The 25,995-nt window shown below is 73.3% G+C and carries 27 protein-coding genes and 1 tRNA gene; 14 read left to right on the forward strand and 14 right to left on the reverse strand.

Going from position 1 to position 25,995, the window contains the following annotated elements; all coding sequences use genetic code 11:
- Positions 1-71: 71 nt before the first annotated feature.
- Positions 72-920, forward strand: a complete 849-nt coding sequence (locus CXR04_RS30150) for a PhzF family phenazine biosynthesis protein (RefSeq protein ID WP_101425372.1) — start codon at positions 72-74, stop codon at positions 918-920.
- A 154-nt stretch (positions 921-1,074) separates the two neighbouring features.
- Here CXR04_RS30150 and CXR04_RS30155 read toward each other — a convergent pair whose 3' ends face one another.
- Together CXR04_RS30155 and CXR04_RS30160 are read right to left on the reverse strand one after the other, a co-directional pair.
- Positions 1,075-1,998, reverse strand: a complete 924-nt coding sequence (locus CXR04_RS30155; RefSeq protein ID WP_199850559.1) for an NADP-dependent oxidoreductase — start codon at positions 1,996-1,998, stop codon at positions 1,075-1,077.
- 85 nt (positions 1,999-2,083) lie between these two features.
- Positions 2,084-2,773 (reverse strand): TetR family transcriptional regulator, encoded by a 690-nt coding sequence (locus CXR04_RS30160; RefSeq protein ID WP_101425373.1) that lies wholly within the window; start codon positions 2,771-2,773, stop codon positions 2,084-2,086.
- Positions 2,774-2,865: 92 nt separating this feature from the next.
- Here CXR04_RS30160 and CXR04_RS30165 point away from each other — a divergent pair, with 92 nt between their 5' ends.
- Positions 2,866-3,753, forward strand: a complete 888-nt coding sequence (locus CXR04_RS30165) for an SDR family NAD(P)-dependent oxidoreductase (RefSeq protein WP_101425374.1) — start codon at positions 2,866-2,868, stop codon at positions 3,751-3,753.
- A gap of 121 nt (positions 3,754-3,874) precedes the next feature.
- Here CXR04_RS30165 and CXR04_RS30170 read toward each other — a convergent pair whose 3' ends face one another.
- The 3 genes from CXR04_RS30170 to CXR04_RS30180 are packed head-to-tail and all read right to left on the reverse strand — an operon-like array spanning position 3,875 to position 6,681.
- Complete coding sequence (locus CXR04_RS30170) at positions 3,875-5,026, reverse strand: oxalate decarboxylase family bicupin (RefSeq protein WP_101425375.1); 1,152 nt, start codon at positions 5,024-5,026, stop codon at positions 3,875-3,877.
- 54 nt (positions 5,027-5,080) lie between these two features.
- Positions 5,081-6,388, reverse strand: a complete 1,308-nt coding sequence (locus CXR04_RS30175; RefSeq protein WP_101425376.1) for an Nramp family divalent metal transporter — start codon at positions 6,386-6,388, stop codon at positions 5,081-5,083.
- On the reverse strand, positions 6,385-6,681 hold the full coding sequence (locus tag CXR04_RS30180) for a hypothetical protein (protein ID WP_159072406.1): 297 nt from the start codon (positions 6,679-6,681) through the stop codon (positions 6,385-6,387). The genes CXR04_RS30175 and CXR04_RS30180 overlap by 4 nt, the downstream gene beginning before the upstream one ends.
- Before the next feature lie 327 nt (positions 6,682-7,008).
- Here CXR04_RS30180 and CXR04_RS30185 point away from each other — a divergent pair, with 327 nt between their 5' ends.
- Together CXR04_RS30185 and CXR04_RS30190 are read left to right on the forward strand one after the other, a co-directional pair.
- Positions 7,009-7,728: an AfsR/SARP family transcriptional regulator gene (locus CXR04_RS30185; RefSeq protein WP_159072407.1), complete on the forward strand. Its 720-nt coding sequence runs from the start codon at positions 7,009-7,011 to the stop codon at positions 7,726-7,728.
- A gap of 34 nt (positions 7,729-7,762) precedes the next feature.
- Positions 7,763-7,981 carry a hypothetical protein gene (locus CXR04_RS30190; RefSeq protein ID WP_159072408.1) on the forward strand — a complete coding sequence of 73 codons (219 nt, stop codon included), beginning with the start codon at positions 7,763-7,765 and terminating at the stop codon, positions 7,979-7,981.
- Positions 7,982-8,162: 181 nt separating this feature from the next.
- On the opposite strand, the gene CXR04_RS30195 is transcribed toward CXR04_RS30190, so the two are convergent.
- Positions 8,163-9,008 carry a SigB/SigF/SigG family RNA polymerase sigma factor gene (locus CXR04_RS30195; protein WP_101425380.1) on the reverse strand — a complete coding sequence of 282 codons (846 nt, stop codon included), beginning with the start codon at positions 9,006-9,008 and terminating at the stop codon, positions 8,163-8,165.
- Between the two features lie 455 nt (positions 9,009-9,463).
- On the opposite strand from CXR04_RS30195, the gene CXR04_RS30200 reads away from it, so the two are divergent.
- Positions 9,464-11,335: a transketolase gene (locus tag CXR04_RS30200; protein WP_101425381.1), complete on the forward strand. Its 1,872-nt coding sequence runs from the start codon at positions 9,464-9,466 to the stop codon at positions 11,333-11,335.
- 99 nt (positions 11,336-11,434) lie between these two features.
- Here CXR04_RS30200 and CXR04_RS30205 read toward each other — a convergent pair whose 3' ends face one another.
- Together CXR04_RS30205 and CXR04_RS30210 are read right to left on the reverse strand one after the other, a co-directional pair.
- The gene (locus CXR04_RS30205; protein ID WP_101426685.1) at positions 11,435-11,809 is read right to left on the reverse strand and encodes a VOC family protein; all 375 of its coding nucleotides are present in this window, start codon (positions 11,807-11,809) and stop codon (positions 11,435-11,437) included.
- Between the two features lie 97 nt (positions 11,810-11,906).
- The gene (locus CXR04_RS30210; RefSeq protein ID WP_101425382.1) at positions 11,907-12,302 is read right to left on the reverse strand and encodes an SseB family protein; all 396 of its coding nucleotides are present in this window, start codon (positions 12,300-12,302) and stop codon (positions 11,907-11,909) included.
- A gap of 164 nt (positions 12,303-12,466) precedes the next feature.
- Here CXR04_RS30210 and CXR04_RS30215 point away from each other — a divergent pair, with 164 nt between their 5' ends.
- Together CXR04_RS30215 and CXR04_RS30220 are read left to right on the forward strand one after the other, a co-directional pair.
- Positions 12,467-12,790 (forward strand): plasmid stabilization protein, encoded by a 324-nt coding sequence (locus tag CXR04_RS30215; RefSeq protein WP_101425383.1) that lies wholly within the window; start codon positions 12,467-12,469, stop codon positions 12,788-12,790.
- Between the two features lie 232 nt (positions 12,791-13,022).
- On the forward strand, positions 13,023-13,715 hold the full coding sequence (locus CXR04_RS30220) for a hypothetical protein (RefSeq protein ID WP_159072409.1): 693 nt from the start codon (positions 13,023-13,025) through the stop codon (positions 13,713-13,715).
- Positions 13,716-13,744: 29 nt separating this feature from the next.
- Here CXR04_RS30220 and CXR04_RS36540 read toward each other — a convergent pair whose 3' ends face one another.
- Together CXR04_RS36540 and CXR04_RS30225 are read right to left on the reverse strand one after the other, a co-directional pair.
- Positions 13,745-13,873 (reverse strand): hypothetical protein, encoded by a 129-nt coding sequence (locus tag CXR04_RS36540; protein WP_267898210.1) that lies wholly within the window; start codon positions 13,871-13,873, stop codon positions 13,745-13,747.
- A 332-nt stretch (positions 13,874-14,205) separates the two neighbouring features.
- Entirely contained in the window at positions 14,206-15,039 is an 834-nt protein-coding gene (locus CXR04_RS30225) for a phytanoyl-CoA dioxygenase family protein (protein ID WP_101425385.1), read from the reverse strand.
- A gap of 119 nt (positions 15,040-15,158) precedes the next feature.
- Between CXR04_RS30225 and CXR04_RS30230 the strand changes: the two genes are divergently transcribed.
- Positions 15,159-16,025: an AraC family transcriptional regulator gene (locus CXR04_RS30230; RefSeq protein WP_101426686.1), complete on the forward strand. Its 867-nt coding sequence runs from the start codon at positions 15,159-15,161 to the stop codon at positions 16,023-16,025.
- A 173-nt stretch (positions 16,026-16,198) separates the two neighbouring features.
- On the opposite strand, the gene CXR04_RS30235 is transcribed toward CXR04_RS30230, so the two are convergent.
- Positions 16,199-16,286 (reverse strand) — tRNA-Leu (locus CXR04_RS30235).
- A gap of 107 nt (positions 16,287-16,393) precedes the next feature.
- On the opposite strand from CXR04_RS30235, the gene CXR04_RS30240 reads away from it, so the two are divergent.
- The 3 genes from CXR04_RS30240 (at position 16,394) to CXR04_RS36720 (ending at position 19,105) form a co-directional block, all read left to right on the forward strand.
- Positions 16,394-17,764 carry a M20/M25/M40 family metallo-hydrolase gene (locus CXR04_RS30240; protein ID WP_442802421.1) on the forward strand — a complete coding sequence of 457 codons (1,371 nt, stop codon included), beginning with the start codon at positions 16,394-16,396 and terminating at the stop codon, positions 17,762-17,764.
- 183 nt (positions 17,765-17,947) lie between these two features.
- On the forward strand, positions 17,948-18,181 hold the full coding sequence (locus CXR04_RS30245; RefSeq protein ID WP_101425387.1) for a chaplin: 234 nt from the start codon (positions 17,948-17,950) through the stop codon (positions 18,179-18,181).
- 141 nt (positions 18,182-18,322) lie between these two features.
- A complete protein-coding gene (locus CXR04_RS36720) occupies positions 18,323-19,105 on the forward strand; it encodes a chaplin (protein WP_234380560.1) in 783 nt (260 codons plus the stop codon).
- A gap of 247 nt (positions 19,106-19,352) precedes the next feature.
- Here CXR04_RS36720 and CXR04_RS30255 read toward each other — a convergent pair whose 3' ends face one another.
- Positions 19,353-19,541 carry a DUF5703 family protein gene (locus tag CXR04_RS30255; RefSeq protein ID WP_026276372.1) on the reverse strand — a complete coding sequence of 63 codons (189 nt, stop codon included), beginning with the start codon at positions 19,539-19,541 and terminating at the stop codon, positions 19,353-19,355.
- Positions 19,542-19,588: 47 nt separating this feature from the next.
- On the opposite strand from CXR04_RS30255, the gene CXR04_RS30260 reads away from it, so the two are divergent.
- The gene (locus CXR04_RS30260; protein WP_199850560.1) at positions 19,589-20,347 is read left to right on the forward strand and encodes a hypothetical protein; all 759 of its coding nucleotides are present in this window, start codon (positions 19,589-19,591) and stop codon (positions 20,345-20,347) included.
- Positions 20,348-20,481: 134 nt separating this feature from the next.
- Here CXR04_RS30260 and CXR04_RS30265 read toward each other — a convergent pair whose 3' ends face one another.
- Entirely contained in the window at positions 20,482-22,782 is a 2,301-nt protein-coding gene (locus CXR04_RS30265) for a helix-hairpin-helix domain-containing protein (RefSeq protein ID WP_101425389.1), read from the reverse strand.
- Positions 22,779-23,786, reverse strand: coding sequence for an aldo/keto reductase (locus tag CXR04_RS30270; RefSeq protein WP_101425390.1), 1,008 nt, complete (start codon positions 23,784-23,786; stop codon positions 22,779-22,781). Before CXR04_RS30270 ends, CXR04_RS30265 begins: the two co-directional genes overlap by 4 nt.
- A gap of 123 nt (positions 23,787-23,909) precedes the next feature.
- On the opposite strand from CXR04_RS30270, the gene CXR04_RS30275 reads away from it, so the two are divergent.
- On the forward strand, positions 23,910-24,959 hold the full coding sequence (locus CXR04_RS30275; RefSeq protein WP_101425391.1) for an LLM class F420-dependent oxidoreductase: 1,050 nt from the start codon (positions 23,910-23,912) through the stop codon (positions 24,957-24,959).
- Between the two features lie 222 nt (positions 24,960-25,181).
- A complete protein-coding gene (locus CXR04_RS30280; RefSeq protein WP_101425392.1) occupies positions 25,182-25,973 on the forward strand; it encodes a hypothetical protein in 792 nt (263 codons plus the stop codon).
- Positions 25,974-25,995 lie beyond the last annotated feature (22 nt).

The raw sequence follows: 25,995 nt of genomic DNA on the forward strand, positions 1-25,995 counted from the left end.
CATTGGCCCTGTTCCGGCCGCGCGGTCCCCGCTGGGATGGATCCACCCCCATCCCCGGCGAAAGGCTCCCGATGACCGTGCCGCGTACGCGCCCCTTCGTGCAGGTCGACGTCTTCGCCGAGACTCCTTACGGCGGCAACCCCGTTGCCGTCGTCCTGGACGGGACGGACCTGACCGGCGAGGAGATGCAGCGGCTGGCGCGCTGGACGAACCTGTCCGAGACCACGTTCGTGCTGCCGCCCGCCGCCCCGGAGGCGGACTACCGGCTGCGTATCTTCACCCCGCAGGACGAACTGCCGTTCGCCGGGCACCCCACCCTCGGCTCGGCGCGGGCCTGGCTGGACGGCGGCGGCCGGCCGCGGCGGGCCGGCCGCATCGTGCAGGAGTGCGGTGCGGGCCTGGTGACCGTACGGCATGAAGGGGACTCGCTGGCGTTCGCCGCGCCGCCCCGGATCCGCGAGGGGGCGCTCGACGACGAGTATCTGGACCGTACCGTCGCCGCCTTCGGCATCGCGCGCGAACGGGTCGTGGCCCACCAGTGGGTCGACAACGGGCCCGGCTGGGCCGTGCTCCAACTGGCCACCGCCGAGGAGGTGCTCGCCCTCGAACCGGACCTCTCGCTCATCCCGGCCGCGATGGTCGGCGCCATCGGCGCGTACCCGCAGGGGGCCCCGTACCACTACGAGATGCGCACCTTCGCCCCCGGCGCGGGCGTGCCCGAGGACCCCGCGTGCGGCAGCATGAACGCCGCGGTCGGGCAGTGGCTCACCGGCACCGGCGCCGCCCCCTCCGCCTACCGTGTCTCGCAGGGCACCCGGGTGGGCAGGACCGCCGGCATCGGGGTCACCGCGGACACGGACGGCACCGTCTGGGTCAGCGGCACCACCGCGGTCTGCATCCGCGGCAGCGTCACCGTCTGACTTCAGCGCCCGGCGTCCGCCACCGTCGACGCCGCCTGGTCGAGCGGGCCTGGCGACCGGACCGGTGGCATCACGCATCGCGGCAGCGGCGGGCGTACCGCTCGACGGCACGTGGAACCCGCAGCGGGTCGCCGCCTGACGACGGCGGGGAAGTTCAGCCGTCCTCGGCCACCAGGATGATCGTCTTCCCGGGGGTACGCCGGCCGGGGGTGAACGCGGCCGCCGCCTCGGCGAGCGGCCGCACGCTCCCGACCAGCGGCTTGAGCCGGCCGTCCCGCAGCCGTCGCGCCAGGTCCGCCAGGCGGTGACGGTCGGGTTCGACGACGAAGAAGACAGCCCGGCCGTCGCCGGGCCTGACGGTGACCGGCTCGGCGATGGTCACCAGCGTGCCGCCGGGGCGGACGAGCGCGGCGGAGCGCGCGAGGATCTCGCCGCCGATGACGTCGAAGACCACGTCGCACTCGCCGGCGTCCTCCAGCCGCTCCGAGTCCAGGTCGACGAACGCGGCGGCGCCCAGCTCCAGGGCGGTGGCCCGGTCGGCGGCGCGGCCGGTGCCGACCACCCGGGCGCCCGCCTCGCGGGCCAGTTGCACGGCGATGGAGCCGACGCCGCCGGCCGCGCCGTGGACGAGCACGGTCTGCCCGGTGGTGAGCCCGCCGTGGTCGAACAGCCCCTGCCAGGCGGTGAGTCCGGAGATCGGCAGGGCGGCCGCGGTGACGTGGCCGACGTCGGCGGGCAGCGGCGCGAGGTTGCGGGCCTCGACGGCGGTGTACTCGGCGAGGGCCCCGTCGCGGGTCCAGTCGGCGAGCCCGTAGACCCGCTGCCCGATGGTGAGTCCCGTGGTGCCGTAGCCGAGTTCGGTGACCACGCCGGACAGCTCGTGCCCCGGCACGCTCGGCGTCCGGTCCCGGCCGGCGCGATCGGTCCACGTGCCCGGCCAGGCCAGCTCGCCGGGGGTGAACCCGGCCGCGTACACCTTCACGATGACGTCGTTCCCGGCGGCGTGCGGAGGGGGCAGGTCGGTCAGGGACATCCCTGCCGGGCCGGCGTCACGGTCGCGAACGGTGATGGCTTGCACAGGATTCAGGCTCCTCACCGGGCAGCCGGGAGCGACTGCCCGCTCTGCACAGGTGGGTGCTCTCCCGGGGGAGACGAGCGGTCTCTCAGCGGCCGCCGCGGTCCGCGTAGCCGGCGAGCAGCGCGGAGAGGATGTCGGTCAGCCGCGGCTGCACCTCCACGACGGAGTGCGACAGCTCGGGGTCGGTCTGGTAGAAGACGCGCAGTTGCGTGCCCGGGGCGGCCATCTGCCAGAGGGCTCCCGCCATGGAGGTGGCCGTGGTCACGACGCTGCGCGCCTGGTCGGCGTCGAGCGGGGTGACGGCGCTGAGTGCGGTGCCTATGGAGTCGACCTCGGCGATGGCCCGCCGCTTGAAGGACCGTACGGAGTCGTGCGAGACGTTGCGCTCCAGGTTCAGCGCGGTGTGCGCGAGCAAATCGCAGAAGAGCGGGCGGTCGACCAGGGAGCGGGCCATCAAGTCGGCGATCGTACGGGCCTTCTCGTCCCACTCCGGATCGTCCGCGGCGGCGGCCGGGACGTCCGCGAGGCCGGCGCGGACGTCCTGCGACCAGGCGTGCCAGGCGTCGGCGGCCAGCCGCAGGAAGATCTGCTCGCGCGTCTCGAAGTAGCGCAGCATCGCCGACTTGTGCATGCCGACGGCTTCCGCGATCGCGGTGACGGTCACCTCCCGGACCCCGTGCGCGGTGGCCAGCCGGGCGGCCGCGGCGAGGATCGCGTCCTCGCGGGCGCGCTTGGCCTCGGGGCTGCGGGCGCGTACGAACTCGGTTCCGGTCACGGTCCCAGCTTAACGCAACGCGGTTGCGATACCAAGGGCGAATCTAGCGCAACGGTGTTGCGATATTAGCGCAACCGTGTTTCGCTATAGACATGAAGACGACGCAGCCCCACACCTGGTTCATCACCGGCTCCTCGCGCGGCTTCGGCCGCTCCCTGGCCGTCGCCGCCCTGGAGGCCGGCGACCGGGTCGTCGCCACGGCCCGCAGACCGGAGCAACTGGCCGACCTGGTCGGGAAGTACGGGGACCGCGCCCTCCCCGTGCCCCTCGACGTCACGGACGCCGCGGCCGTCCAGGCGGCGTTCCAGGCGGGCGTGGACCGCTTCGGCCGCATCGACGTCGTCGTCAACAACGCCGGCTATGCCAACTCCTCGGCGGTCGAGACGACGCCCGAGGACGACTTCCGCAAGCAGTTCGAGACCAACTTCTGGGGCGTCTACCGCGTCTCCACCGCGGCCGTCCCCCTCCTGCGCGCGCAGGGCGGCGGCGTGATCGTGCAGTTCTCCTCGATCGGCGGCCGGGTCGGCGGCAGCCCCGGCCTCGGCTCGTACCAGGCGGCGAAGTTCGCCGTCGACGGGTTCACCCGCGTGCTGGCCGCCGAGACGGCGCCGTTCGGGATCCGCTGCCTGGTCGTGGAGCCCGGCGGCTTCGCGACCGACTGGGCCGGCTCCTCGATGCGCATCCCCGAGGTCACTCCGGAGTACGAGGCGACGGTCGGTGAGATGGTGCGCCGGCGTGCCGGGGTCACGTCTCCGGGTGACCCCGACCGCGCCGGCGGGATCCTGGTCCGCCTCGTCAAGGAGACCGAGTTGCCCTCGCACCTCGTCATCGGCGCGGGTGCGGTGGAGATGGCCCAGGACTATTCGCGCGGCCAGCTCGACGAAGCCGCCGCCTGGGAGGCGGTGAGCCGGTCGGCCGACAGCGGCGAGGAGTATCCGGTCGCCTTCCCTCCGGCCGCCGGCGGGACGGCAGCGCGGTGAGCCGGTGGTCAGGGGGCCGTACGCGACGGGGGCGCCCGCCGCACCCCGCCCCGCGGGGCCGGACGGCCGCGCGTCCTGCTTCCGGGCGGGGTGCCGGGCGCCCGCGGGCGGAGCGTGCCGGTCAGGGCCGGAAGACCGGTTGCTTCTCCTTGCGCAGGGAGGCCATGACCTTGTCGTTGAGGTTGAGGTGGTGGCGGACCAGCTCACCCGGGGTGAGCGCCATCCACTGGGCGAGGCTGACGTCCTCGAAGCGCGGTGCCTGGAACATCTCCAGCAGCCGCAGCGGGGTGTCGCCGGTGTTCTCGATGTAGTGGCCCATCGCGAACGGGACGTAGCCGACGTCGCCGGCCCGGAAGTCGAACGTCCTGTTGTGGCCGGAGTTGGCGAACACGCCCATGCGGCCGCGCCCGGAGACGTAGTACTGCCACTCGTCGTTGCTGGGGTGCCAGTGCAGCTCGCGGATGGCACCCGGGTCGATCTCGACCAGGGCCGCCGAGGTGGTCGTGGAGGCCGTGAAGTTGGTCGAGTCGACGATCCGGGCGGTCCCGCCGCTGGTGCGTACGGGCGTCATGGAGTCCAGGTTGTGCTTGAAGCTCCGCGGCACGTCGCCCGCCGGGCTCACGATCCGGTCGGAGCCGAGCGCCGGCGGGACCGGGCCGTTGAACATGTACAGCTCGGACTCGGGGAGCGAGTCGAAGTCCTCCTCCGCGACGCCGAAGTTCTTGGCCAGCACCGAACGGGGCGTGTGGGCGAACCAGTCGGAGATCTGGAACGTGTTGTTCTCGGAGAACTCCCCGTCGTCGAAGACCAGAAGGAACTCCACGCCGTCGGCCAGCGCCTGGATGTGGTGGGGGATGCCCCGGGGGAAGAACCAGAGGTCGCCGGCCGTGACGTCCTCCAGGAAGTTCCGGCCCTCCTGGTCCACCGCGCTGATCCGGCAACTGCCCTCCAGTACGTAGGCCCACTCGGACTGCAGGTGCCAGTGCAGCTCCCGGATGGCGCCGGGCTTGAGCCGCATGTTGACGCCCGCGAGCGTCGTCGCGATCGGCAGCTCCCGCTGCGTCACCTCGCGGGCCCAGCCGCCGGCGTCCAGGCGCATGTGCGCCTGGCTGAAGGAGAACTTCATGTTGGGCAGCGTCCCGGCGTCCTCCTTGGGGGGAACGAGGAGGTTCGGGTTCTGGATGTCCATGGGGGTGTTGCGCGGGCCGTTGTCGGTCGCGCCGTGTCCGTCGCGGATGGGCTGCGGCACGTCGTGGACGGTCGGGTCGGCCATGATCCTTGCCTTTCTGGGGAGGGACGGGTCGTCACGGGTGAAGGGAGCGCGTGCTCAGGAGCCCTGCACCATGAGCACGATCAGGTAGGCGTTCATCGCGATGACCAGGGCGCACACCACCGCGCCCGCGGCGGTCGTCACGGGCCGGTTGACCAGAGGGCCCATGAGGTCGCGGCGGCGGGTGAAGATCACGAGCGGCAGCAGCGCGAAGGGGATGCCGAACGCGAGGACGACCTGGCTGAAGACCAGCGTGGAGGTGACCGGGAGTCCGGAGGACAGGACGATCAGCGCCGGCGCCATCGTCACCGCACGCCGCGCGAACAGCGGGATGCGCCGCCGCAGGAACCCCTGCATCATCACCTGGCCCGCGTAGGTGCCCACGCTGGCGGAGGAGACGCCGGAGGCGAGCAGGGCGACGGCGAAGGCCATCGCAGCCGCGCCGCCGACGGTCCTGCCCAGGTCCGCGTGGGCGGCGGTGATGGAGTCCAGGGCGCCCGGGCTCGTACCGCGGAAGAGCGCCGCGGACAGGCACAGCATGCCCAGGTTGACCGCGCCCGCCAGGGTGAACCCGAGCGCGCAGTCGATCCGCAGATAGCGCAGCAGGAAGCGCCGTTCCGCGGGGCGGCCGGCCTTGATCCGGCGCTGGGTCAGGGCGGAGTGGAGGTAGACCGCGTGCGGCATCACCGTCGCGCCCACGATCGCCGCCGCGAGCAGCACGGTCGTCTCACCTTCCAGGTGCGGCACCATGCCGGCCGCCGCCGCCGAAGGGGACTGCCCGCCCACGGCCACGAGGTCGTACGCGAAGCCGGCCACCACCAGCAGCAGGAGCGCGAACACCGCGAGTTCGAAGCCGCGGCACCCGCGCTGCTGGCACGCCAGCACGGCGAAGGACACAAAGGCCGTCACCACCCCGGCCAGCGGGACGGGCATGCCGAAGAGCAGACTCAGCCCCAGCGCCGCGCCGGCGAACTCGGCCAGGTCCGTGGCCATGGCCACCAACTCCGCCTGCACCCACAGGACGCGGCTCGCCCAGCGCGGCGTGAGGTCGCGGCACTGCTCGGGCAGGTTCCGGCCCGTGGCAAGACCCAGCTTCGCCGACAGGTACTGCACCAGCAGCGCCATCACGTTGGCCAGCACCACGACCCACACCAGCAGGTACCCGGTCCGGGCTCCTGCCTCGATGTTGGTCGCGACGTTGCCCGGGTCGATGTACGCGACGGCCGCGACGAACGCGGGGCCGAGCAGCGCCAGCCGGAACCGCCACCGCCCGCGCGAGCGGATGTCGCGGAAGTCCCCGAGCACCTGCGCGTTCTGCTCCTTGACCGCCGGCCGGGGCGGCCTGGTGGCGATGGGTGCGCTCATCGCCGCCGCCCCTCACCGGCCTGCCGGGGTATGAAGGGGCGCTCCCGGCGGCGTACGAACCGGCGGGCGCAGATACGCACGCCGAGGAACGCCGCGAGCAGCGTGCCCCGGACGAGCAACTGCTGGGTCGCCGCGAGGACCGTGAGAAAGAGCAGCAGCGCATCGTATATCCGGGTCGGAATTCCGGACCAGCGGAACCGGCCGGAGCGGGCTGACGTGCGGAAGGCGGCACGCCAGCGGGACTGCGATGACGGTACGGAACCGGGCTGCCACACGATGTCTCCTCTCGACACGTAGCCCTTATTCGACTTCGGGCACGCCCATACGCTGCCCGGGGCCGATCACCGCCGCGTCACCACCACGTCACCCGTACGGAGAATTCCAGTCCCCGCACGGGAACAATCGGGCGCCGGAATCCCGGATTTCCGGCCGTACGCGCCCCGCCCGGCACTCGTGCCGCCGCGCCGTTATCCTCGAAATCGTGTGGTGCACAGGGGGAGTCGTGTGCCATTGCCGCGGTACCCGAGAGGCCGGCCCCCAGCGGGCAGGGAGCCTGAGGAGATCCGATGCAGATGCGACCCGGTGAAAACCCTTCCCAGGACGTTCCGCAATTGAATCTGATGGGCAATTTCGATCTGCGCTGTGCCGGCGAATCGGTGGCCGTCACCCCGGCGGGACAGCGGCTGCTGAGCCTGCTCGCCCTCAGCCACCGCACGGTGACCCGCGAATACGTCGCGGACAAACTCTGGCCGGACGCCGCGGCCACCAAAGCCGCGGGAAGTCTGCGGTCGACCCTGTGGCGGTTGCCGAAACTCGGCCACCCTCTGGTCGTCGCTACCGCCGGCACCCTGCACGTGGCGGACGAGGTGGAAACCGATCTGGATGCCACCGAACACCTCCTGAACCGGACCATCAAGCACGCGGAGTCCCCGGCCCGGCACATGCCAGGCGAGGCGCCCCCCGACCTCGAACCGGCCGATCAGGCGCTGAGCTGCGACCTGCTGCCCGAGGCGTGGGACGACTGGGTCGTCGTCGAACGGGAGCGGCTGCACCAGATGCGCCTCCACGCCCTCGAATCGCTCGCCTGCGTCCACCGCTCCGCCGGCCACTTCGGCCGGGCGCTGGACGCCGCCCTGCGCGCCGTCGCCGGCGAGCCGCTGCGCGAGAGCGCACACCGCGAGGTCATCGAGACCTATCTCGCCGAGGGGAACACCGGCGAGGCGATGCGCCACTTCGAGGAACTGCGCCGGCTGCTGCGCGCGGAACTCGAACTGGAGCCGTCACCCGCGCTGCACCGCCTCCTGACGGACGCCGTGACCGCCAAGCGCACGGAGCCGTGACGCTTCGGTGGCGGCGGCCGGGGACGGTGGAGTCATGGCTGCTCAATCCCCTACGGGGGTCCTCGTCCTCCGGGTCTGGTGGGAGCCGGCACACCCGCCGGCCCTGAGAGCGCGGCTGCTGGTCGTCGACGACCCGCGGGAGGCCCCCGTCGAATACGCGACCGCCGCCGGTACGGAGGACGTCACTGAGTCCGTACGGGCCTGGCTCCAGGAGTGGAGCGACAAGGCGCGGGCACGCGGCGGCGACGGCTGAGGGACGCCGGCGCGGTCACAGCGTGCGGCGCACACCCGCATGGCGCTCGATCGCATCGCCGTGGGCCTCGGTGCCTGCGCGTGCGGCGCCGCGGCCCTGGCCGGTCAGGCCCTCCCGGGTGAACACCCGCCAGGACCTGGCCCCGTACACCCGCCGCGGCTCGTACGCCGCCGGGCGGGAACTACGCGCCGGTGGCGGAGCCGACCGGATCCGGTGCGGCCGTCCGGCCGGCGGCGGCCCGGTCGGCCTCCACGCGTTCGCAGACCCGCGCGCACGAGTGGCTGATCAGCCGGGAGACGTGCATCTGCGAGATACCCAGGTGGTCGGCGATGCCGCGCTGCGTCATGTCGCAGAAGAAGCGCAGGTAGAGGATCTCGCGCTCGCGTTCCGGCAGTCGGCTCAGATGCGGTCGCACGGCCTCGCGGTCCACGGCCTGGTCGAAGCCGGGCTCGGTGCTGCCGAAGGTGTCGAGCAGCGAGTAGCCGTCCTCGGTGCCCGGCAGGGCCGCGTCGAGGGAGAGCGTGGCGTAGCTCTCCCACGCCTCCAGGCCCGTACGCACCTCCTCCTCGGTCAGCCCCGCCGCCTCCGCTATGTCCGCGGTCGCCGGGAACCGGTCGTCGGCCGTGACGGCCAGCGACAGGCCCGCGCTGCGGACGCGGTTGCGCAGCTCCTGGACCCGGCGGGGCACGTGGACCCCCCACATGTGGTCACGGAAGTGGCGCTTCAGTTCACCGACGATCGTCGGCACGGCGAAGCTCTCGAAGGCGCTGCTGCGCCCCGCGTCGTACCGCCGCACCGCCTTCACCAGGCCGAGGTGCGCGACCTGTTCCAGATCCTCAAGCGCCTCGCCGCGGTTGCTGAACCGGCGGGCCAGCCGCGCGGCCATCGGCATCCACGCGCGTACGACCTCCTGCCGCAGGGCCTTCTTGTCGGGCCCCTCGGGCATCCCGGCGAGCCGGCGGAACTGCGCGGAGGTGTCGGGTGCGTCGTGGTGCGGGTGCTTTCTCCTTGCCCGGACATGCGCCACGGGGGCCTCCCTCGGGCGAGTCGTGCGTGTTCGATTCTCAGGGGAGGACGACGGCGTACGGCACCGCCCGCCGGGACACCGGCCGCGGCCGGAGCGCCGGCGGCGGGGCGGCCGCGGACTCCTGCGGCGTGCCTCTGGTCCGAAGCACGTGGGCCGCCTGCCCGACGCCGTCTGAGGCAAACGGGGCTCATACGGCCTGTTCCAGAATACGCCGGTATGTCACCCCGCACGAACGGTCGCCGCCCCGCCTCCCGGTGGTCCGCCGGATCGCCCTCGGCTACGCCTCCGCCACCCACGGTGGCCCGCCCGGCGCCCGCCCGAGATCGGCCGTTAGGACCCGCCGGAGCGTGGTACCCGGAATGTCCGGCCGGGGCACGGCGCGTACGTGACCGGACAGGCGCACCGCCGTGCCCGCGGGCCGGGACAGCACATACCGCTCGGACAAGGAGCACGACATGACCTCCGCCGATGTGGATCCGGACCTCTCCATCGCACTCGGTCGCCAGTTGCGCGTGGACGCGATACGGGCCGCTGCCGCCGCCGGATCCGGCCACCCCACCTCGTCGATGTCCGCGGCCGACCTGATGGCCGTCCTGCTCGCGAGGCATCTCCGCTACGACGTCGACCGGCCCGACCACCCGGGAGCGGACCGCCTGGTCCTGTCCAAGGGGCACGCCTCGCCGCTGCTGTACGCGGCGTTCAAGGCGGTCGGCGCCGTCGACGACGAAGAACTGCTGACGTTCAGGAAGCTGGGCAGCCGGCTGGAGGGGCATCCGACACCGATGCTGCCGTGGGTCGACGTGGCCACCGGGTCGCTCGGCCAGGGGCCGCCCATCGGCGTCGGCATGGCGCTGGCCGGCAAGCGGCTCGCGCACCTCCCGTACCGGGTGTGGGTGCTGTGCGGCGACAGCGAGCTGGCCGAGGGCTCGGTCTGGGAGGCGTTCGAGCACGCCGGGTACGAGCATCTGGGCAACCTCACCGTGATCGTCGACGTGAACCGGCTCGGCCAGCGCGGGCCCACCCGGCACGGCTGGGACCTGGACGCGTACGCCCGCCGGGCGCGGGCGTACGGCTGGCACACCATCGAGGTCGACGGGCACGACGTCGCCGCCGTCGACGCCGCGTACGCCGAGGCCGCGGACGTGACCGACCGGCCGACGGCCGTCCTCGCGCGCACCGTGAAGGGCAGCGGGGTCGCCGCCGTGGCGAACCGGGAGGGCATGCACGGCAAGCCCCTGCCGGACCCCGAGGCGGCGATCGCCGAGCTGGGCGGCACCAGCCACCTGCGCGTCGAGCCGCACACCCCGCCGCCCGCGCTCGCGCCGCCGCGCGCGGCGGCGCCGCATCCGCTGCTGCCGCGGTACGACGTGGGGGACCCGGTGGCCACGCGTGACGCGTACGGGCAGGCGCTGGCGGCGCTCGGCACGGCCCGGCCGGACGTCGTCGCCCTGGACGGCGAGGTCGGCGACTCCACCCGCACCGAGTACTTCGCCAAGGAGCACCCCGACCGGTACTTCGAGTGCTACATCGCCGAGCAGCAACTCGTCGCGGCGGGCGTCGGCATGCAGGCGTGCGGCTGGGTGCCGTTCGCCGCGACCTTCGCCGCGTTCATGACCCGCGCCCACGACTTCGTGCGCATGGCCGCGGTCAGCCGGGCGAACCTCAGCCTGGTCGGCTCGCACGCCGGCGTCGCCATCGGCGAGGACGGCCCGTCGCAGATGGGGCTGGAGGACCTGGCGATGTTCCGCGCCGTGCACGGCAGCACGGTGCTGCACCCCTGCGACGCCAACCAGACCGCGCGACTCGTCGCCGCCATGGCGGACGAGGAGCTGACCGGCGTGCGCTACCTGCGCACCATGCGCGGCGCCCGGCCCGTCCTCTACGGACCCGACGAGGACTTCCCGATCGGCGGCAGCAAGCTGCTGCGCGCCACGCCCGGCGACAGCGTGACCATCGCCGCGGCCGGGGTCACCGTGCACGAGGCGCTGGTCGCCGCCGAGTTGCTGGCCGCGGAGGGCATCGGGGCACACGTGCTCGACCTGTACTCCGTCAAGCCCGTCGACGTCGCCGCACTGCGCGCGGCGGCGGAGCTGACCGGCCGGATCCTCACCGTCGAGGACCACCGCCCGGAGGGCGGCCTGGGCGACGCGGTGGCCGAGGTGTTCGCCGACGGCCGCGCCGTCCCGCGGCTCGCCCGGCTGGCGGTACGCACCATGCCCGGCTCGGCGACGGGAACGCAGCAGCTCGCGGCGGCGGGCATCGACGCGGAGGCGATCGCGGCGGCGGCCCGCAACCTCGTCGACGCGGAGGCCGCCAGGCCCCTCTGACGGGGAGCGGCACCGGATCGGCGGCGAGCGGAACGGTCCGGCCTCAGCTCTCAGCCGGGGCCGGACCGTGTGCCACGATCGAGTACGGTGCCGGCGCGCTTACGTCCCGTAGACGAAGCAGAACGGATGCCCCGCCGGATCCGCGTAGACGCGGAAGTCGCGCCTGCCCCCGTCGTCGTCGGTGTCCAGCGGCCGGGCGCCCAGCTCCAGCGCGTGCCGCTCGGCCGCCTCGATGTCCGTGACCCGCAGATCCAGGTGCAGTTGCTGCGAGTTGTCGTCGGCTCGCGGCCAGTCCGGCGGGCGGAATCCGGGCGCGCGCTGGAAGGCGAGCCGGGTGCCGTCGGGCGCGAGGAGTTCGCACCAGTCGTCGTGGCGCGAACTCACCTCGCCCCCGAGCAATCCCCGGTAGAACCCGGCCAGCCGGAGCGGGTCCGGGCAGTCCACCGCGACCAGGCAGAACGTGGCGACCGGCATGACGACCTCCTCGATGACGACGTGACCCACGCCGGATGCCCCGCGGGGCACGTGCTCAATCCGGTGCCCCACGGGTGGCGTAGGTCGCAGTCCGCGGTCAGGCCCTGGCCAGCAGCTCCCGCACGCCCTCGGCCGTCAGGGCCATCTCTTCCGGCGTGCCCGCGTCGACGACCAGCGACGGGCCGTCCGCGGGCCAGCCGCGGGCGAGGTCGCCGAGCCCGACGGCGTTGTAGCGCTCGATCTCGGGGAAGACCTGCTCCAGGCGGTCCGGGGAGGTGAAGACCGGCACCAGCCGGGTGCCGTCGCCCTGCTCCACCACCGGCAGGCTCAGCGTCTCCGCCGGCCCCGGGGGCTCAGCGGCGGGGTCCGGATCGGGCAGCAGCACCCGGCTCTCGGCCAGCGTGTGCAGCGCTTCCTGGTCCGGACCGTTCTCGACGACGGTGTGCAGCGCCTGCTGCGCGGCAGAGCGCTGACCGTTCGGGTGGTACGTCATGGGTGTCCCTTCGCTGTGCGGTGCCGGAGGCCGGTCTCGGCCCGGGTTCCCCGGGCGGGCGGACTGAAACCGGAGCGCACTACTGACGTTTTTGTCCGTTTGATGACAGATCCCCGGTAGCTGACGATGGGGGCGTCGAACCCGACCACCAGCAGGGAGAAACCATGCCGAGAGGATCCAGCCCCAAGCGGGAGCGCCAGTACGGGCACATCGAGAAGGGCGCCCGGAGGCGCGGCGCCGGCCCCGCGCGGGCCAAGGAGATCGCGGCCCGCACCGTGAACAAGGAGCGCGCCCGTACGGGCGAGGCCCGCACCGCGAGCCGCACCTCCACCCGCGATGTCTCCTCCGCCCGCCGCGGCGGCCTCCGCTCCCACGGCGGCGCCGCGGGCCCCACGTACGACCAGCTCTACGCGGAGGCCAGGCGCCGCAACATCCACGGCCGCTCCTCGATGAACAAGGCCCAGCTCAAACGCAAACTCTCCCGCTGACCCACCACGCCCGGTCACCCACCCGGCCGAACCCACCGCCCCGGCCGGGCGGGTGCCGGGGGCGGGGCGGGGGGTTATCCGGCGGTGCGGAACGGTGACGTCACGATTCCAGTGCAGGACGGCGGTCGAATTGGCCGCAGGCGAAGCCGTCTTCACCCTCACCTGGGCCGGCGGACATGGCATACGATGTCGCGTCTGCTCGGATATCCCCGATGGTCGTGACGACCGGTAGGTGATTGTCGCGATGGCCCGTCAGTACCTGTTACGTGTGCGTCAGTGGCGGGCTGCTCATCCTGTCGGGCGAGTGATGGCCGGGGCGCTGTCCGCGGTGCTGATCTTTTCTGCGGCTGCCGACGCCAAGCAGTACCCCTCCGGCGTCGGAGTCCTCAGCGCCCAGACCTCCGGTGGCCTGGTCGTCGTCGGGGAGCCGAAGCGGCATCCTTGGGTGGGCTCCTTCGGCTCCTACTTCCTGTGTACGACCACGGGACGCGAAGTCACCGTAAGGCGCATTCGCTACGAAACGCCGGTCCGTCCGCTCGACGTCACCCTCACGCTGCGGGAGGTGCGCAAGAACACGAGCAGCGTCATCTCTGCCCAGGGTGCACCACCGGAATTCATCGATCCGGACACCGGGTCCGGCCTCGCCATGGGAGGCTCGTACGAGAACTTCCGCCCGGGCCTGCGCATCACGCGCCCCTGCAGTGAATCCGGGAAGGGCGGCCACGGCTTTACCGAGCTGCTCTTCGTCGTCAAGGCCGACGAACGCGGTGGTGTGATCAAGCGGGCATGGATTGATTACACGATCGCGGGGAACCCGGATCGCCGATACTCACTCGCCCTGCACCGGGTGATGGTGCTGTGCGGGGACGGAGTTCACGGACTGTACGACGAGAACGCCTGCGCGATCTCCGAGGACGTACCCTGACCCGAAGCCGATGGCTGTGACGGGCGGGGTCAGTTGAACCTCTCGTAGGAGGTGCAGAACCTGTCCGGGCCCGGGTCGTCGTCGATGCAGACCTGGAAGGTGTACACCCGGTCCTCGATGAGGTTGTACCTGCCGCCGTCGTCGGCACTCTTCGTCACGCGGCCGTCACCGCCCTCGTCCAGGAACCCGGCGAGGCGGTCCCCTGGCGTGCCGCGTACGACGAAAGTCGCATCCCCGCACGTCGCTCCCCGCGTCCGACGTTGGTCGCACCGCCGGACCGGAACTGCGCCAGACGGTCCGCGGCACCTGCGAGTCCCAGCGTGGAAGCGCCCCTCGGCACCGCTTCCAGGAAGACCGTGAACTCGCCGCTACGGGGCAACGGTTGCCCCGCGGTCACGACGGCCGCCGACGAGGCCGTCGGCACGCTGGCCTCGCGGCGGGAAAACACGGCCTGTTCGCCCAGTTCTCAAACCTCCGACGACTCGGCCCATCATGCGAGTGCGCCAGTCGGCGGATCAGCGCCCTCCTGGGCCGAGCCGCCGGCCGGGCCGGAGGCGGTCTCTCCCAGGCCCCGGCGGATCGCGGTCTCCACGGGTGAGTACGCGCCGTCGGCCCGCTCCAGTTCGTACGGCGCGGCCGGCATCAGCGGCGGCTGGGCCATGAAGCGCGGCCGTGCCCCGTGGTGCGGCTGCGCCGCGTGTACCAGGAACGGATGGCACAGGAACACGTCACCCGGGGAACCGGTGGCGAGGGTGAGCGGCCGGTGGGCGGATGCCGCTACGAGGTCCGGCGCGATGGCCAGGCCGCTCGCGCCCTCCTCTCCGTACGGCTCCAGCACCTTCGGCACGTCGAGGTGGGAGCCGACCCGGATCCGGGTCGGCGCGTCCTCTTCCCCCACCTCGCTGAAGAGAAACAGCATCAGCAGGGCCCGGCCGTGCGAGCGGAGATTGGTGAAGGGCCAGGTCTCGCCCTCCACCGCGTAGCTGCCCTCGATGTGCCAGCCCGCGTCGTCGGGCTCGTCCTCGTGCGGAAAGCGCAGCGGGAAGGTGCCGAGCGAGTAGCGCGGCGCCCAGCGCCCGGCGCCGGCCAGCAGGTCGTACGCCCGGTGCAGGGCCGGGGAGTTGGGTGCGGCGGCGAACGGTCCCTGTGCCATCTCGCCGACCCAGTCCACGGGCCGCGTCCACGTCTCCGGGTCGTCCGGGTCGCAGCCCGTCTCCCGCCACAGCAGCCGCGCGCAGCTCGCGGCCACGCGGGGCGCGACGGCGCCCTCCAGCTTGACGAAGCCGTCGCGGAGGAAGCGGGATACCAGGGTCGTGTCGTCCATGCCGCCATCGTGAGGCGCCGGCCGTCCCGGTCACCCGACACTTGCCGCACCGCCTTTATCGGGTGCGGCGTTCCGGGCCGCGCCTGATTGAATCGATGGCCGGGATCTTGGAGGCGAGCGTGCTGGAGCGGCTCAATCAGGCCATGGAGCACATCGAGCGGCGGCTCGACGGCTCCGTCGACGTGGCCGGGCTGGCGCGGGTCGCGGCCACCTCGGAGTATCACCTGCGGCGGATGTTCTCGGCGCTCGCGGGGATGCCGCTGTCGGAGTACGTCAGGCGCCGCCGGCTGACCGTCGCGGGCGCGGAGGTACTGGCCGGCGAGCGGACCCTGCTGGAGATCGCGGTGCGGTACGGATACGGCTCGGGAGAGGCATTCGCGCGGGCGTTCCGCGCGGTGCACGGCGTGGGGCCCGGCGAGGCGCGGCGCACCGGCGCGGCGCTCAGCTCCCAGCCCCGGATGACCTTCCGCCTCATCGTCGACGGGAGCAGCAGCATGCGCTACCGCGTCCTGCACAAGCCGGAGTTCAACGTGGTCGGGGCGAGGGCCCGGGTCCCGCTCGTGCACTGGGGGCCGAACCAGGCGATCATCGACTTCGTCCGCGGGACCGGTGACCGGGCAAGGGAGTTGCTGGAGGAGCTGTCCGACCAGGAGCCGCACGGCCTTCTCGCGGTCTGCGACGACCTCGATCCCAGCCGGGCGGAGGGCACCGACCTCGACTACTACCACGGGGTCGTCACCTCGGCGGTCGCGCCGGAGGGCATGGCCATGCTGCCCGTGCCGGCCGGGACCTGGGCGGTGTTCACCACCTCGGGGCCGGCGCCGGAGGCGATCCAGGCGCTGTGGCGGGATGTGTTCACCCAGTGGTTCCCGTCGAACCCGTACCGGAGCCGTCCCGGGCCGGAGATCCTTCGTACCCGGATGTCGGCGGACGGCAGCGAGGCCGATGCCGAGCTGTGGCTGCCGGTGGAACGGGAGGCCGGGTGATTCCGGCCGCAGATGGTAGTGGCCGGCCCTCTGGATCGGGCCTGGTTACGGCGTCGTCAGAGGGACCGGTGCGGTCGGTGGACCCGGCGCGCGGAGGCAGTTGCGCAGAGTGATCAGGGATCCGGAGAAAGCGGGACGGCCGAGGATGAGATCCGGGCCAGTCGGGATAAGGATGGTGTCCAGGGGGGGACTTGAACCCCCACGCCCTAATACGGGCACTAGCACCTCAAGCTAGCGCGTCTGCCATTCCGCCACCTGGACCGGTGGATGCCGCGCGGGCGGGGCCGCTGCGACGCGGTACACCCTAGCAAACCTGCGGGGGCCCGCGATCACCCCGCGGGTTGGGTCGCGGGGTCCGGCGGGGCAGGATGGGGCGTGGACCCCCAACGTGCCAGGGAGGCATCGTGAGCCAGCCGGAGAACGCCCGTGGCGGCACCGTCGAGCGCGCGGAGAGCGAGGTCGTCGACCTCTGCCGTGAGCTGATCCGGATAGACACCAGCAACTACGGCGACCACTCCGGGCCGGGGGAGCGGGCCGCCGCGGAGTACGTGGCGGAGAAGCTGGCCGAGGTGGGGCTGGAGCCGGAGATCTTCGAGTCGCACCCCGGGCGGGCGTCGACCGTGGCGCGGATCGAGGGCGAGGACTCCTCGCGTCCCGCGCTGCTCATCCACGGGCACCTCGACGTGGTGCCGGCCAACGCCGCCGACTGGACCCACGACCCCTTCTCCGGCGAGGTCGCCGACGGCTGCGTCTGGGGGCGGGGGGCGGTGGACATGAAGGACATGGACGCCATGACCCTCGCCGTCGTACGCGAGCGGCTGCGCACCGGGCGCAAGCCCCCGCGCGACGTCGTGCTCGCCTTCCTCGCCGACGAGGAGGCCGGCGGGCTCTACGGGGCCAGGCACCTCGTGGACACGAAGCCCGAGCTGTTCGAGGGCGTGACCGAGGCCATCGGCGAGGTCGGCGGCTTCTCGTTCACCGTGAACGAGGACGTGCGGCTGTATCTCATCGAGACCGCGCAGAAGGGCATGCACTGGATGCGCCTGACGGTCGACGGGACCGCCGGGCACGGCTCCATGACCAACCGCGACAACGCCATCACCGAGTTGTCCGAGGCGGTGGCCCGGCTGGGGCGGCACGAGTTCCCCGTGCGGCTGACCAAGTCCGTACGCGGCTTCCTCGACGAGCTCGGCGACGCCCTCGGCGTCGAGCTGGACCCCGAGGACATGGAGGCCACCCTCGCCAGGCTCGGCGGCATCGCGAAGATCATCGGCGCCACCCTCCGCAACACCGCCAACCCCACGATGCTCGGCTCCGGCTACAAGGTGAACGTGATCCCCGGGCAGGCCACGGCGCACGTCGACGGCCGCTTCCTGCCGGGGTACGAGGAGGAGTTCCTCGCCGACCTCGACCGGATCCTCGGCCCGCGCGTCAAGCGCGAGGACGTGCACGCCGACAAGGCACTGGAGACCACCTTCGACGGGGCCCTGGTCGAGGCCATGGCGACGGCGCTGAAGGCGGAGGACCCGATCGCCCGCGCCGTGCCGTACACCCTCTCCGGCGGCACCGACGCCAAGTCCTTCGACGACCTCGGCATCCGCTGCTTCGGCTTCGCGCCGCTGCAGTTGCCGCCGGAGCTGGACTTCGCCGGGATGTTCCACGGGGTCGACGAGCGGGTCCCGGTCGCGGGACTGCAGTTCGGCGTGCGGGTGCTGGACCGGTTCCTCGACGCCTGCTGAGCTGGGGTTTCTCCGCGGCGGTGGCGCGGGTGCGGGCAGGTGGCACATGCCGTCGAATCGGCCACCTGTGCCAAACCGACTGAAACGGGTGAATGGCACGATAAGCGCGTAGCTCGAAACCTGCCTCGTCGTTGCATTGGGTGCGGTCCGCTGCTGGGGCCGCACCGTCAATGAGGAGGAAGAATGATCAAGAAGGTTGTCGCCGCGGCGGCCGCCACGGGCGGTCTCGTGCTCGCGGGTGCCGGCGTCGCCGCCGCCGACTCGGGTGCTCAGGGCGCTGCCGTGCAGTCCCCGGGCGTCCTGTCCGGCAACGTTGTGCAGGCCCCGATTCACATCCCCGTGAACGCCTGCGGCAACACCGTGAACGTGATCGGTCTGCTGAACCCTGCGTTCGGCAACACCTGCGTCAACAAGTGACGTTGCACCTCCCGTAAGGGTGTGACCGTACGGCCCCGGTGCGCGCTGCAGCGCCCCGGGGCCGGACGGGCTTTTTGGACGAGCGGGACGGGGACGGCCCGCCTGCTCGAGTACCCAGAGCTCAGAAGGCAGGAAAGACCCATGCGACATGTCGCAAGGAAGGGCCTGTTCACCATCGCCGCCGCGGGCGGCATGCTGGTCGCCGTAGGCGGCGCAGCGGCACAGGCCGACGCGGGCGCCGAGGGCGCGGCGCAGAACTCCCCGGGCGTCGCCTCCGGCAACACGGTTCAGGTGCCGGTGCACGCACCGGTGAACGCGTGCGGCAACACGGTGAACGTCGTCGGACTGCTCAACCCCGCGTACGGCAACACGTGCGTCAACGACGGCGGCGGCGCGAAGTCCGGCTCCGGCGGCAAGAGCGGCGGCCATGCCACCGGCGGCGCCGCGGCCCAGGGCCAGTCGTCGCAGTCCCCGGGGCTGCTCTCCGGCAACACGGTGCAGGCGCCCGCGGACGTCCCGGTGAACGCGTGCGGCAACTCCGCGAACGTCGTCGGCGTCGGCAACGCCGTCTTCGGCAACGAGTGCGGCAACGGCGCCACCCCCGACACCCCGAAGCCGCCCAAGCCCGAGGAGCCGCCGACCCCGGAGGAGCCCAACCGGCCGGACCGGCCGGACCAGCCGGACGATCCGGACCGCCCCGACGTGCCGGACACCCCCGAGCAGCCCGGCACCCCGGACCGGCCCGACGAGCCCAAGGACCGGAGCCACACCCCGCCGAACCACGAGACGCAGGCGGGCGCACCCCTCGAGCAGCTCGCGGAGACCGGCTCCGGCATCCCGGTCGGGGCCCTCATCCCGCTCAGCGGCGGCCTGCTGCTGGGCGGCGCGGTGCTCTACCGCCGCGCTCGCGCGTCCGCGGCCTGATCACGCGGGCAACCTGATCACGCGGGCAACCCGATCAGGCAGGCGCCTGATCGGGCCGGCACCTTGATCAAGTAGCCGACGGCAGGGGCGGGTCCGGACATCCGGACCCGCCCCTTCGCCGTTTCGGTCGTCTCAGCCGCCCCAGCCGTCTCAGTCATCGCCCGGCACCGTCCGGCGCCGACCCCCTGGGCGGGTGGAAATCGCAGGTCAGCAGCTTGTCCACGCTACGGACACGCCTTCGCGGGGCTCACCACGTCGCTCGTACCTGTCTGATGATCCGGCGCCGCAGCCGCGCCCTGCGGCTGCCGTCGGGGTACAGCCGGAGCCGGTGCAACTCCCAGTGCCCGTACTCGGCTTGGTCGGTCAGAAGCCTCGCCGCGGCGGCCCGTGAGACTCCCCGCGGCACATAGACATCACGAAACTCGTATTCCGGCATCGCATCCATTGTGCGGAAAGTGCCTCGGTCCGGATAGCGTCTGCACTATGTCTGATGCTGCGCAGCCTACGGCTGCCGAGGTACGCGCCGCCGCGTCGGTGCTGAAAGCCGCGATCGACCGCCACCTCGAAGCGGTCGAGCGCCGGTCTGGCGAGGAGGGCTCTGCCGTCTATGCCGCCTTCGAGGAGCTGGCAGCGGCAGCCGAGGCGTACGACGAGGTGCTGTACGAGGTCCACGACGAGGTGACCCCCTTCGAGATCCCCAGCAGCGACACGCTGCCCGCCTACACCGGGCCAGACGAGCCGGGGGCGCTCAGCGTCCTCATCCGCCGGGACTACACCGTGGCGGAGCCGCACCGGCTGCTGGCTCAGGCACAGCGCATCGCCGACCTCGACCCGGACGTCGCGGGCGGGGACGAGACCGGCGACCGGGAGGCCGTGGGCAGCAGCCTGACGGCGGCGGTCGGCGTGCTCTTCGGCGAGTTCGAACCGGACGAGATCGCCTCGCGGCACCGGGAGTTCGGCCTCTCCGAGGGCGACTCCGCGGTGTGGGTGGGGGCGGCGGAGGAGCCGGCGGAGCCGGGGGAGTGGCTGTCGGCACCGTTCGACCAGGTCGACCCCGAGCTGGTCATCTGCCGCTTCGACGTCAGCGCGTCGTTCGAGGACGAGCTGGACTTCGACGCGGACGACGAGGCGGACATCGAGGACGAGGACGCCGAGGGACGCGAGGACGGCCGGGTGGTCGACGCCCTCGACGACCTGGACGACGGCGACGACGAGCTGGAGCGGGTGGACACGGGCCGCTGAGCGCGATGCTGCTGCGGGGCCCGGCGCGGACGCGCCGGGCCCTTCCTCGTGCCGCCTGACGCCGCCTGAGCCGCCTGACGCTGTCCGGTGCCGTCTGACGCCGTCCGGCGCCGCCTCGTGCCGGGGTGCTGCGGTCAGGCCCGCGTCTGGGCGTCGAGCAGGCCGCGCAGCCGTGTCGTACGCCGCGGGGCCGGCACCTCCGCGAGGCGGCGGGCCAGCACGGGGCCCGCGCCGTGCACGACGGACAGGTGCCGCTCGCCGCGGCTGAACGCCGTGTACGCCCACGCGCGGCTCAGCGCCTCCTCCGCGTCCCCGGGCACCACGACCACCGCGGCCGGCCAGCGCCGCCCCACCGCCTGGTGCGCGGTCAGCGCCCAGCCGTGCCGTACGGCCTCGGCGACCCGGTCGGGACGGACGACGACGGCGGTGCCGCCGCAGTCCAGGTGCAGCCCCGCGTCGTCACCGGAGGTGACCAGTCCGGGCACGGCGGTGCCGGGGGCGGGGACGTAGACGACGCGGTCGCCCGCGTCGAAGCCGCCGAACGCGCCGGGGCCGGGGTTCAGCCGCTCCTTCAGCGCCGCGTTCAGCACCCGGGTGCCCGCGGCGCCGCCGTGCCCCACGGCGATCACCTGCGTGTCCGCCGCGGGCACCCCGAGGGCGCGCGGTACGGAGTCCGCGACGAGCTGCACCGTGCGGTGGACCGCCTCGCCGGGGTCCTGCACCGGGACGATCACGACCTCCTTGCCGGGCGCCGCCACGGCCTGCAGCTCGCCGGCGCCGACGCCGGAGACCAGCTCGCCGATCGGGCCCGGGTCGGGGGTGCGGGACGTCACCCGCGGGCAGACCCGCGCGGCGGTCACGTCGGCGTAGACCCGGCCGGGGCCCGCGGACTCCAGCAGCCCGGGGTCGCCGCTGAGGACCAGCCGGGCGCCGTCGGGCAGCGCCTCGACGAGGGCGGCGGCGGCCTCGGCGTCGAGCTGCGGCGCGTCCAGCACGGCCAGTACGTCGACGGCGAGCAGGCCGTCGGCGTCGCGCCCGGGCCCCTCCCGGCCGGAGAGCAGCCCGCGCACCGTCACGGCTCCGCCGGTGGCCGGGTCCTCCGCGCCCGTTCCGGAGTGGCCTTCCGCGGCGGCCTCCGGTCCGGGGGCCGCCGCGGTGAGCAGGCCGGCCAGGCGGGCGCGGCCGTCGTCGGTGTGGGCCGCCGCGTACGTGCGCAGCCCCAGGGCGCGGGCCGCGGCGACCAGCGCCGCCGGCTCCGCGCGGGCGGCTTCGCCGCCGCTGTGCAGCACGAGCGCGCTGCCCGCGGCGGCGCGGATCAGCTCCGCGGCGGAAGGGGACGGCGCCGCACCGGCCGCGGCCTCCCACGCGTCCGCGCCCACGACGCGGACGGCGGCGTCCTCACCGTGCCCGTCGGCGTCGTCCGCCGCCGGACCCGGGGGAGCCGTGAACGTGTTGACGAGCCGGGACAGGCCGTCCGCCAGGCCCTCCTCCGCCATTGCGTAGCGCTCCAGGCCGAGCAGCAGCCGTACGGGGACCTCCTCCTCGCCGTCCTCCCCGCCTTCCGGTACGGGGGCCGCGGCGGTCGGCTCCTCGCGCTCCTCGAAGACCAGCACGCCGCCCGTCGACGCCGCCTCGCGCAGCGCCTCCTCGGCCCCCGGCACCCCGTACCCCGACAGGGCCTCCGCCAGCGCCGGGAACTCCAGCGCGGTGTGCCCCCTGAGGGCCGCCTGCGCCAGCAGCCAGCCCACCAGCGCCTCCACCCGGCGCTCGTCGCCGGGCTCCGCGGACTCCAGCAGCCCGCGGGCGAACTCGTCGGCCTGCGACGGCCGTACGCCCGGCACCGCGAGCAACTGCCACGGGTCCGCACGCAGCAACTCCGCCGCGCCTTCGCCGAACTGCCCCGCGACCCGCGCCGCAGAACCCTCGGGGACGCCCGCGCCGGCGAGCAACTGCCGTACGGCGGCGACCGCCTCGGCGCTCGGCTCCGCCGCCCGCACCGGCTCCGCCTGCTCGCCTCCGGCCCCGGCGCCCGCCTCCGGCGCCGTCCTCGCCCCGGCCGGCGGCTCCGCGCTCCGTACGGGCCGGGGCTTGGGCGCCCGCACGGGCGTGGGGAAGAACGCGGCGGCGTCCCGCTCGCCCCGCTCCACGGCCCGCACGGCGGCCAGCAGCTCCGCCGCCTTCCCGGTCAGCGCCGCCCCGCTCTCGGCGGGCGCAGCGGCCCGCCTGGGCCGCTCCTCGCCATCCTCCGTGCCCTCGCCGGCCCCACCGGCCGCCGCACTTGCGTCGCCCTCGGCACTTGCGCCGGACTCATCCCCGCCGGACTCGCCGGGCGGCCCGCTCGCGTCGGTCTCCGCCCTCCCGCCGCCGTCAGCCGCAGCCCCCGGCCCCGTACCGCCCCCCGCCGCCGTCTCCGCGGCCTCCGGTGCGTCGTTCACAGCGTGCTCCAGTCCTGATCGGGATAGCGGTGCACCGGCGCCGACACGTCGTCCAGCGCCTGGCAGATCTCGTCAGGAAGCGTAAGACCCTCCACCGACAACGCCTCCGACAACTGCTCGGCGTTGCGCGCCCCGACCAGCGGCGCCGCCACCCCCGGCCGGTCCCGTACCCACGCGAGCGACACCTCCAGCGGCGTCACCGCGAGACCGTCCGCCGCCGTGGTCACCGCGTCGACCACCCGGCTCGCCTCCTCGTCCAGGTACGGCGCGACGAACGGCGCCAGGTGCTCCGAGGCCAGCCGCGATCCCGGCGGCGTGGCGTCGCGGTACTTGCCGGTCAGGACGCCCCGGCCGAGCGGCGACGACGGCAGCAGGCCCACACCCAGGTCCAGGGCCGCCGGCAGCACCTCCCGCTCCACCCCGCGCTGCAGCAGCGAGTACTCCATCTGCGTCGACGCCAGCCGCGTCCGCCCGCCCGCCGCGCCCGCGCCGCCGCCCGCGGCCCCGGCGAGCTGCAAGGTCGCGGCCTTGGCGAGCTGCCAGCCGCTGAAGTTGCTCACGCCCGCGTAGCGGGCCCGGCCGCTCGCTATGGCGGTGTCGAGGGCCTGGAGGGTCTCGTCGAGCGGCGTGTACGGGTCGAAGGCGTGCACCTGCCACAGGTCGACGTAGTCGGTGCCCAGCCGCTCCAGCGAGTCGTCGAGTGCGGCCAGCAGATGCCGCCGGGAGGTGTCGAAGCGGCGCTCGGGGTCGGGCACGCTGCCCGCCTTCGTGGCGACGACGATGTCCCGCCTCGGCACGAGGTTCCCCAGCAGCCGGCCCAGCAGGTACTCCGCGCCGCCGTCCGCGTACACGTCGGCCGTGTCGACGAGCGTCCCGCCGGCCTCCCAGAACGTCTTCAGCAGTCCGGCCGCCCCGGGCTCTCCGGTGTCCCGCCCCCAGGTGAGGGTGCCCAGTCCCATGCGGGAGACGCGAAGGCCCGTGCGGCCGAGTTGCCTGTGCTCCATGGGCGTTGAGATTACTGGGGACGGCGCGCTGCGCGGCGCGGACCACCGCGCTAGAGTCGCACAGATATATTACCCACCGGTACGAAACCCCGGCGCGAGGCGCCGGAGAGCAGGGAGGCCCGCATGCGGCTCGGGATCAACCTCGGCTACTGGGGCGCCGGCATGGACGCCGACAACCTCGCCGTCGCGCAGGAGGCGGACCGCCTCGGCTACGAGGTGTGCTGGGCGGCCGAGGCGTACGGCTCCGACGCGGCCACCGTGCTGAGCTGGGTCGCCGCCAGGACCGAGCGCATCGACGTGGGCTCGGCGATCTTCCAGATCCCGGCCCGCGCCCCCGCCATGACCGCGATGACCGCCGCCACCCTCGACTCGCTCACCGAGGGCCGCTTCCGCCTCGGCATCGGCGTCTCCGGACCGCAGGTCTCCGAGGGCTGGTACGGGGTGGAGTTCGGCAAACCGCTCGCCCGCACCCGCGAGTACGTGGAGATCGTGCGCAAGGCGCTGTCGCGCGAGCGGCTGTCGTACGCGGGCGAGCACTGGACGCTGCCGCTGCCCGACGGGGCGGGGAAGCCCATCAAGCTGACCGTGCACCCCGTACGCGAGCACATCCCCGTCTACATCGCCGCCATCGGCCCGAAGAACCTGGAGCAGACCGGCGAGATCGCCGAGGGCGCCCTGCTGGTCTTCTACTCGCCCGAGCACGCCGAGGAGACCACCCTGCGCCACGTGCGTGCCGGGCGGGCGAAGGCCGGCAAGGACCTGGCGGGCTTCGACATCGTGCCCACGGTCCCCCTGGCCCTCGGCGACGACGTGGCCGCGCTCGCCGACGTCTTCCGCCCGTACACCGCCCTGTACGTCGGCGGCATGGGCAGCGCCAAGCAGAACTTCTACAACCGCCTCGCCGGCCGGATGGGGTACGAGCGCGAGGCCGCCGAGATCCAGTCCGCGTACCTCGCCGGCGACAAGGCCGCCGCGGCCGCCGCCGTGCCGCAGGACCTGATCGACGCCACCACGCTGCTCGGCCCGGTGGAGCGGATCGCGGACCGGATGCGGGCGTACGCCGAGGCGGGGGTGACGTCGCTGTCGCTGGCGCCGTCCGGCTTCACGCGGGAGGAGCGCATCGCGGGCGTACGCGCCGGAGTGGAGGCGCTGGAGCGCGCCGGCCTCGCCTGAGCCCCCACGGCCCGGCCTCGCGGCCCCGGCCCCCGCCCGGCGGCCGTGGTGGGGGCTCGGGGTCCTCCCCGCCACGGCCGTCATCCCACCCAACGCGCCGTCCCCGCATGGGTTACGGATCGCCCGCATGGCGGATGGTGCGCACCGCGGGTGTTGCGTCATGCGCATCCCCGTCATTCACTCGGATACGGGTGTATTCCGGCAGTGAAAGGCGACGGTGACATGCTCTCGGCCAAGGACCTGTACAAGGAGATCCTCGACAACGACGACACCTTCCGGCTGTTCTGCTCCATCGCCGCCGCCGGGGAGGCCCAGGGCGGCTGGGAGAACGCCCGCATCTCCGCGCTCGTCCCCGACTCGTACCGGGAGCTGGCCCCCAAGGTGGCCCGGCACGGCGCCGACGAGGACAAGCACGGCCGCATCTTCAACGCCCTGATGAAGAAGCGCGGCCTGGAGCCGGTGGCCGTCCCCGCCGAGACCGACTACACGATGCTGCTGGAGGGCATCGGCATCGGCCTCGCCCACGACCAGCTCCGCAGGGACGGGCAGCTCACCGAGGCCGACATCATCACGTACCTCGCGCACAGCAGGGTCACCGAGCAGCGGGCGTCGGACCAGATGCGGATGCTCCTCAAGTACTTCGGCGACCACCCGGACATCGGCCGCGCGGTGCGGATGATCTCCCACGACGAGGACAACCACCTCGCGTACTGCCACGAGGAACTGCTCGCCATGGCAGCGCACGGCCACGGCCGCCGCGTCCAGGCGGCGCTGCGGGAGGCGGCGCTCGCGGAGATCCGGGTGTACCGGGACGTGAGCCACGCGGTGATGGCGCACATGGGGCGGATCCTGAAGTGGTCCCGCGCCAGGCGCGCGCTGCTGTCCGCGGGCATCGACGCGATGTACGCGTACGAGCGCGCCGGCGGCTGGCGGCGGATGGTCAGGCTGCGGATGCCGGAGTTCCGCGACGCCCTCGGCGGGCCGCCGCTGCGCACCGCGGCCGAGTTCGCCTGACGCGAACGCACCCGGAGCGGAC

The organism is Streptomyces sp. CMB-StM0423 (assembly GCF_002847285.1).
Taxonomy (GTDB): domain Bacteria; phylum Actinomycetota; class Actinomycetes; order Streptomycetales; family Streptomycetaceae; genus Streptomyces.

What these genes read in the sequence shown, in the direction of transcription:
- CXR04_RS30275 (WP_101425391.1), top strand. Translation starts at nt 23,910, where the DNA reads ATGCGGCTCGGGATCAACCTCGGCTACTGGGGCGCCGGCATGGACGCC.
- CXR04_RS30210 (WP_101425382.1), bottom strand. Translation starts at nt 12,302, where the DNA reads ATGACGTACCACCCGAACGGTCAGCGCTCTGCCGCGCAGCAGGCGCTG.
- CXR04_RS30170 (WP_101425375.1), bottom strand. Translation starts at nt 5,026, where the DNA reads ATGGCCGACCCGACCGTCCACGACGTGCCGCAGCCCATCCGCGACGGA.
- CXR04_RS30225 (WP_101425385.1), bottom strand. Translation starts at nt 15,039, where the DNA reads ATGGACGACACGACCCTGGTATCCCGCTTCCTCCGCGACGGCTTCGTC.
- CXR04_RS30185 (WP_159072407.1), top strand. Translation starts at nt 7,009, where the DNA reads ATGGGCAATTTCGATCTGCGCTGTGCCGGCGAATCGGTGGCCGTCACC.
- CXR04_RS30200 (WP_101425381.1), top strand. Translation starts at nt 9,464, where the DNA reads ATGACCTCCGCCGATGTGGATCCGGACCTCTCCATCGCACTCGGTCGC.
- CXR04_RS30165 (WP_101425374.1), top strand. Translation starts at nt 2,866, where the DNA reads ATGAAGACGACGCAGCCCCACACCTGGTTCATCACCGGCTCCTCGCGC.
- CXR04_RS30260 (WP_199850560.1), top strand. Translation starts at nt 19,589, where the DNA reads ATGTCTGATGCTGCGCAGCCTACGGCTGCCGAGGTACGCGCCGCCGCG.
- CXR04_RS30240 (WP_442802421.1), top strand. Translation starts at nt 16,394, where the DNA reads ATGGGGCGTGGACCCCCAACGTGCCAGGGAGGCATCGTGAGCCAGCCG.
- CXR04_RS30255 (WP_026276372.1), bottom strand. Translation starts at nt 19,541, where the DNA reads ATGCCGGAATACGAGTTTCGTGATGTCTATGTGCCGCGGGGAGTCTCA.
- CXR04_RS30150 (WP_101425372.1), top strand. Translation starts at nt 72, where the DNA reads ATGACCGTGCCGCGTACGCGCCCCTTCGTGCAGGTCGACGTCTTCGCC.
- CXR04_RS30175 (WP_101425376.1), bottom strand. Translation starts at nt 6,388, where the DNA reads ATGAGCGCACCCATCGCCACCAGGCCGCCCCGGCCGGCGGTCAAGGAG.
- CXR04_RS36720 (WP_234380560.1), top strand. Translation starts at nt 18,323, where the DNA reads ATGCGACATGTCGCAAGGAAGGGCCTGTTCACCATCGCCGCCGCGGGC.
- CXR04_RS30205 (WP_101426685.1), bottom strand. Translation starts at nt 11,809, where the DNA reads ATGCCGGTCGCCACGTTCTGCCTGGTCGCGGTGGACTGCCCGGACCCG.
- CXR04_RS30280 (WP_101425392.1), top strand. Translation starts at nt 25,182, where the DNA reads ATGCTCTCGGCCAAGGACCTGTACAAGGAGATCCTCGACAACGACGAC.
- CXR04_RS30245 (WP_101425387.1), top strand. Translation starts at nt 17,948, where the DNA reads ATGATCAAGAAGGTTGTCGCCGCGGCGGCCGCCACGGGCGGTCTCGTG.
- CXR04_RS30215 (WP_101425383.1), top strand. Translation starts at nt 12,467, where the DNA reads ATGCCGAGAGGATCCAGCCCCAAGCGGGAGCGCCAGTACGGGCACATC.
- CXR04_RS30270 (WP_101425390.1), bottom strand. Translation starts at nt 23,786, where the DNA reads ATGGAGCACAGGCAACTCGGCCGCACGGGCCTTCGCGTCTCCCGCATG.
- CXR04_RS30190 (WP_159072408.1), top strand. Translation starts at nt 7,763, where the DNA reads ATGGCTGCTCAATCCCCTACGGGGGTCCTCGTCCTCCGGGTCTGGTGG.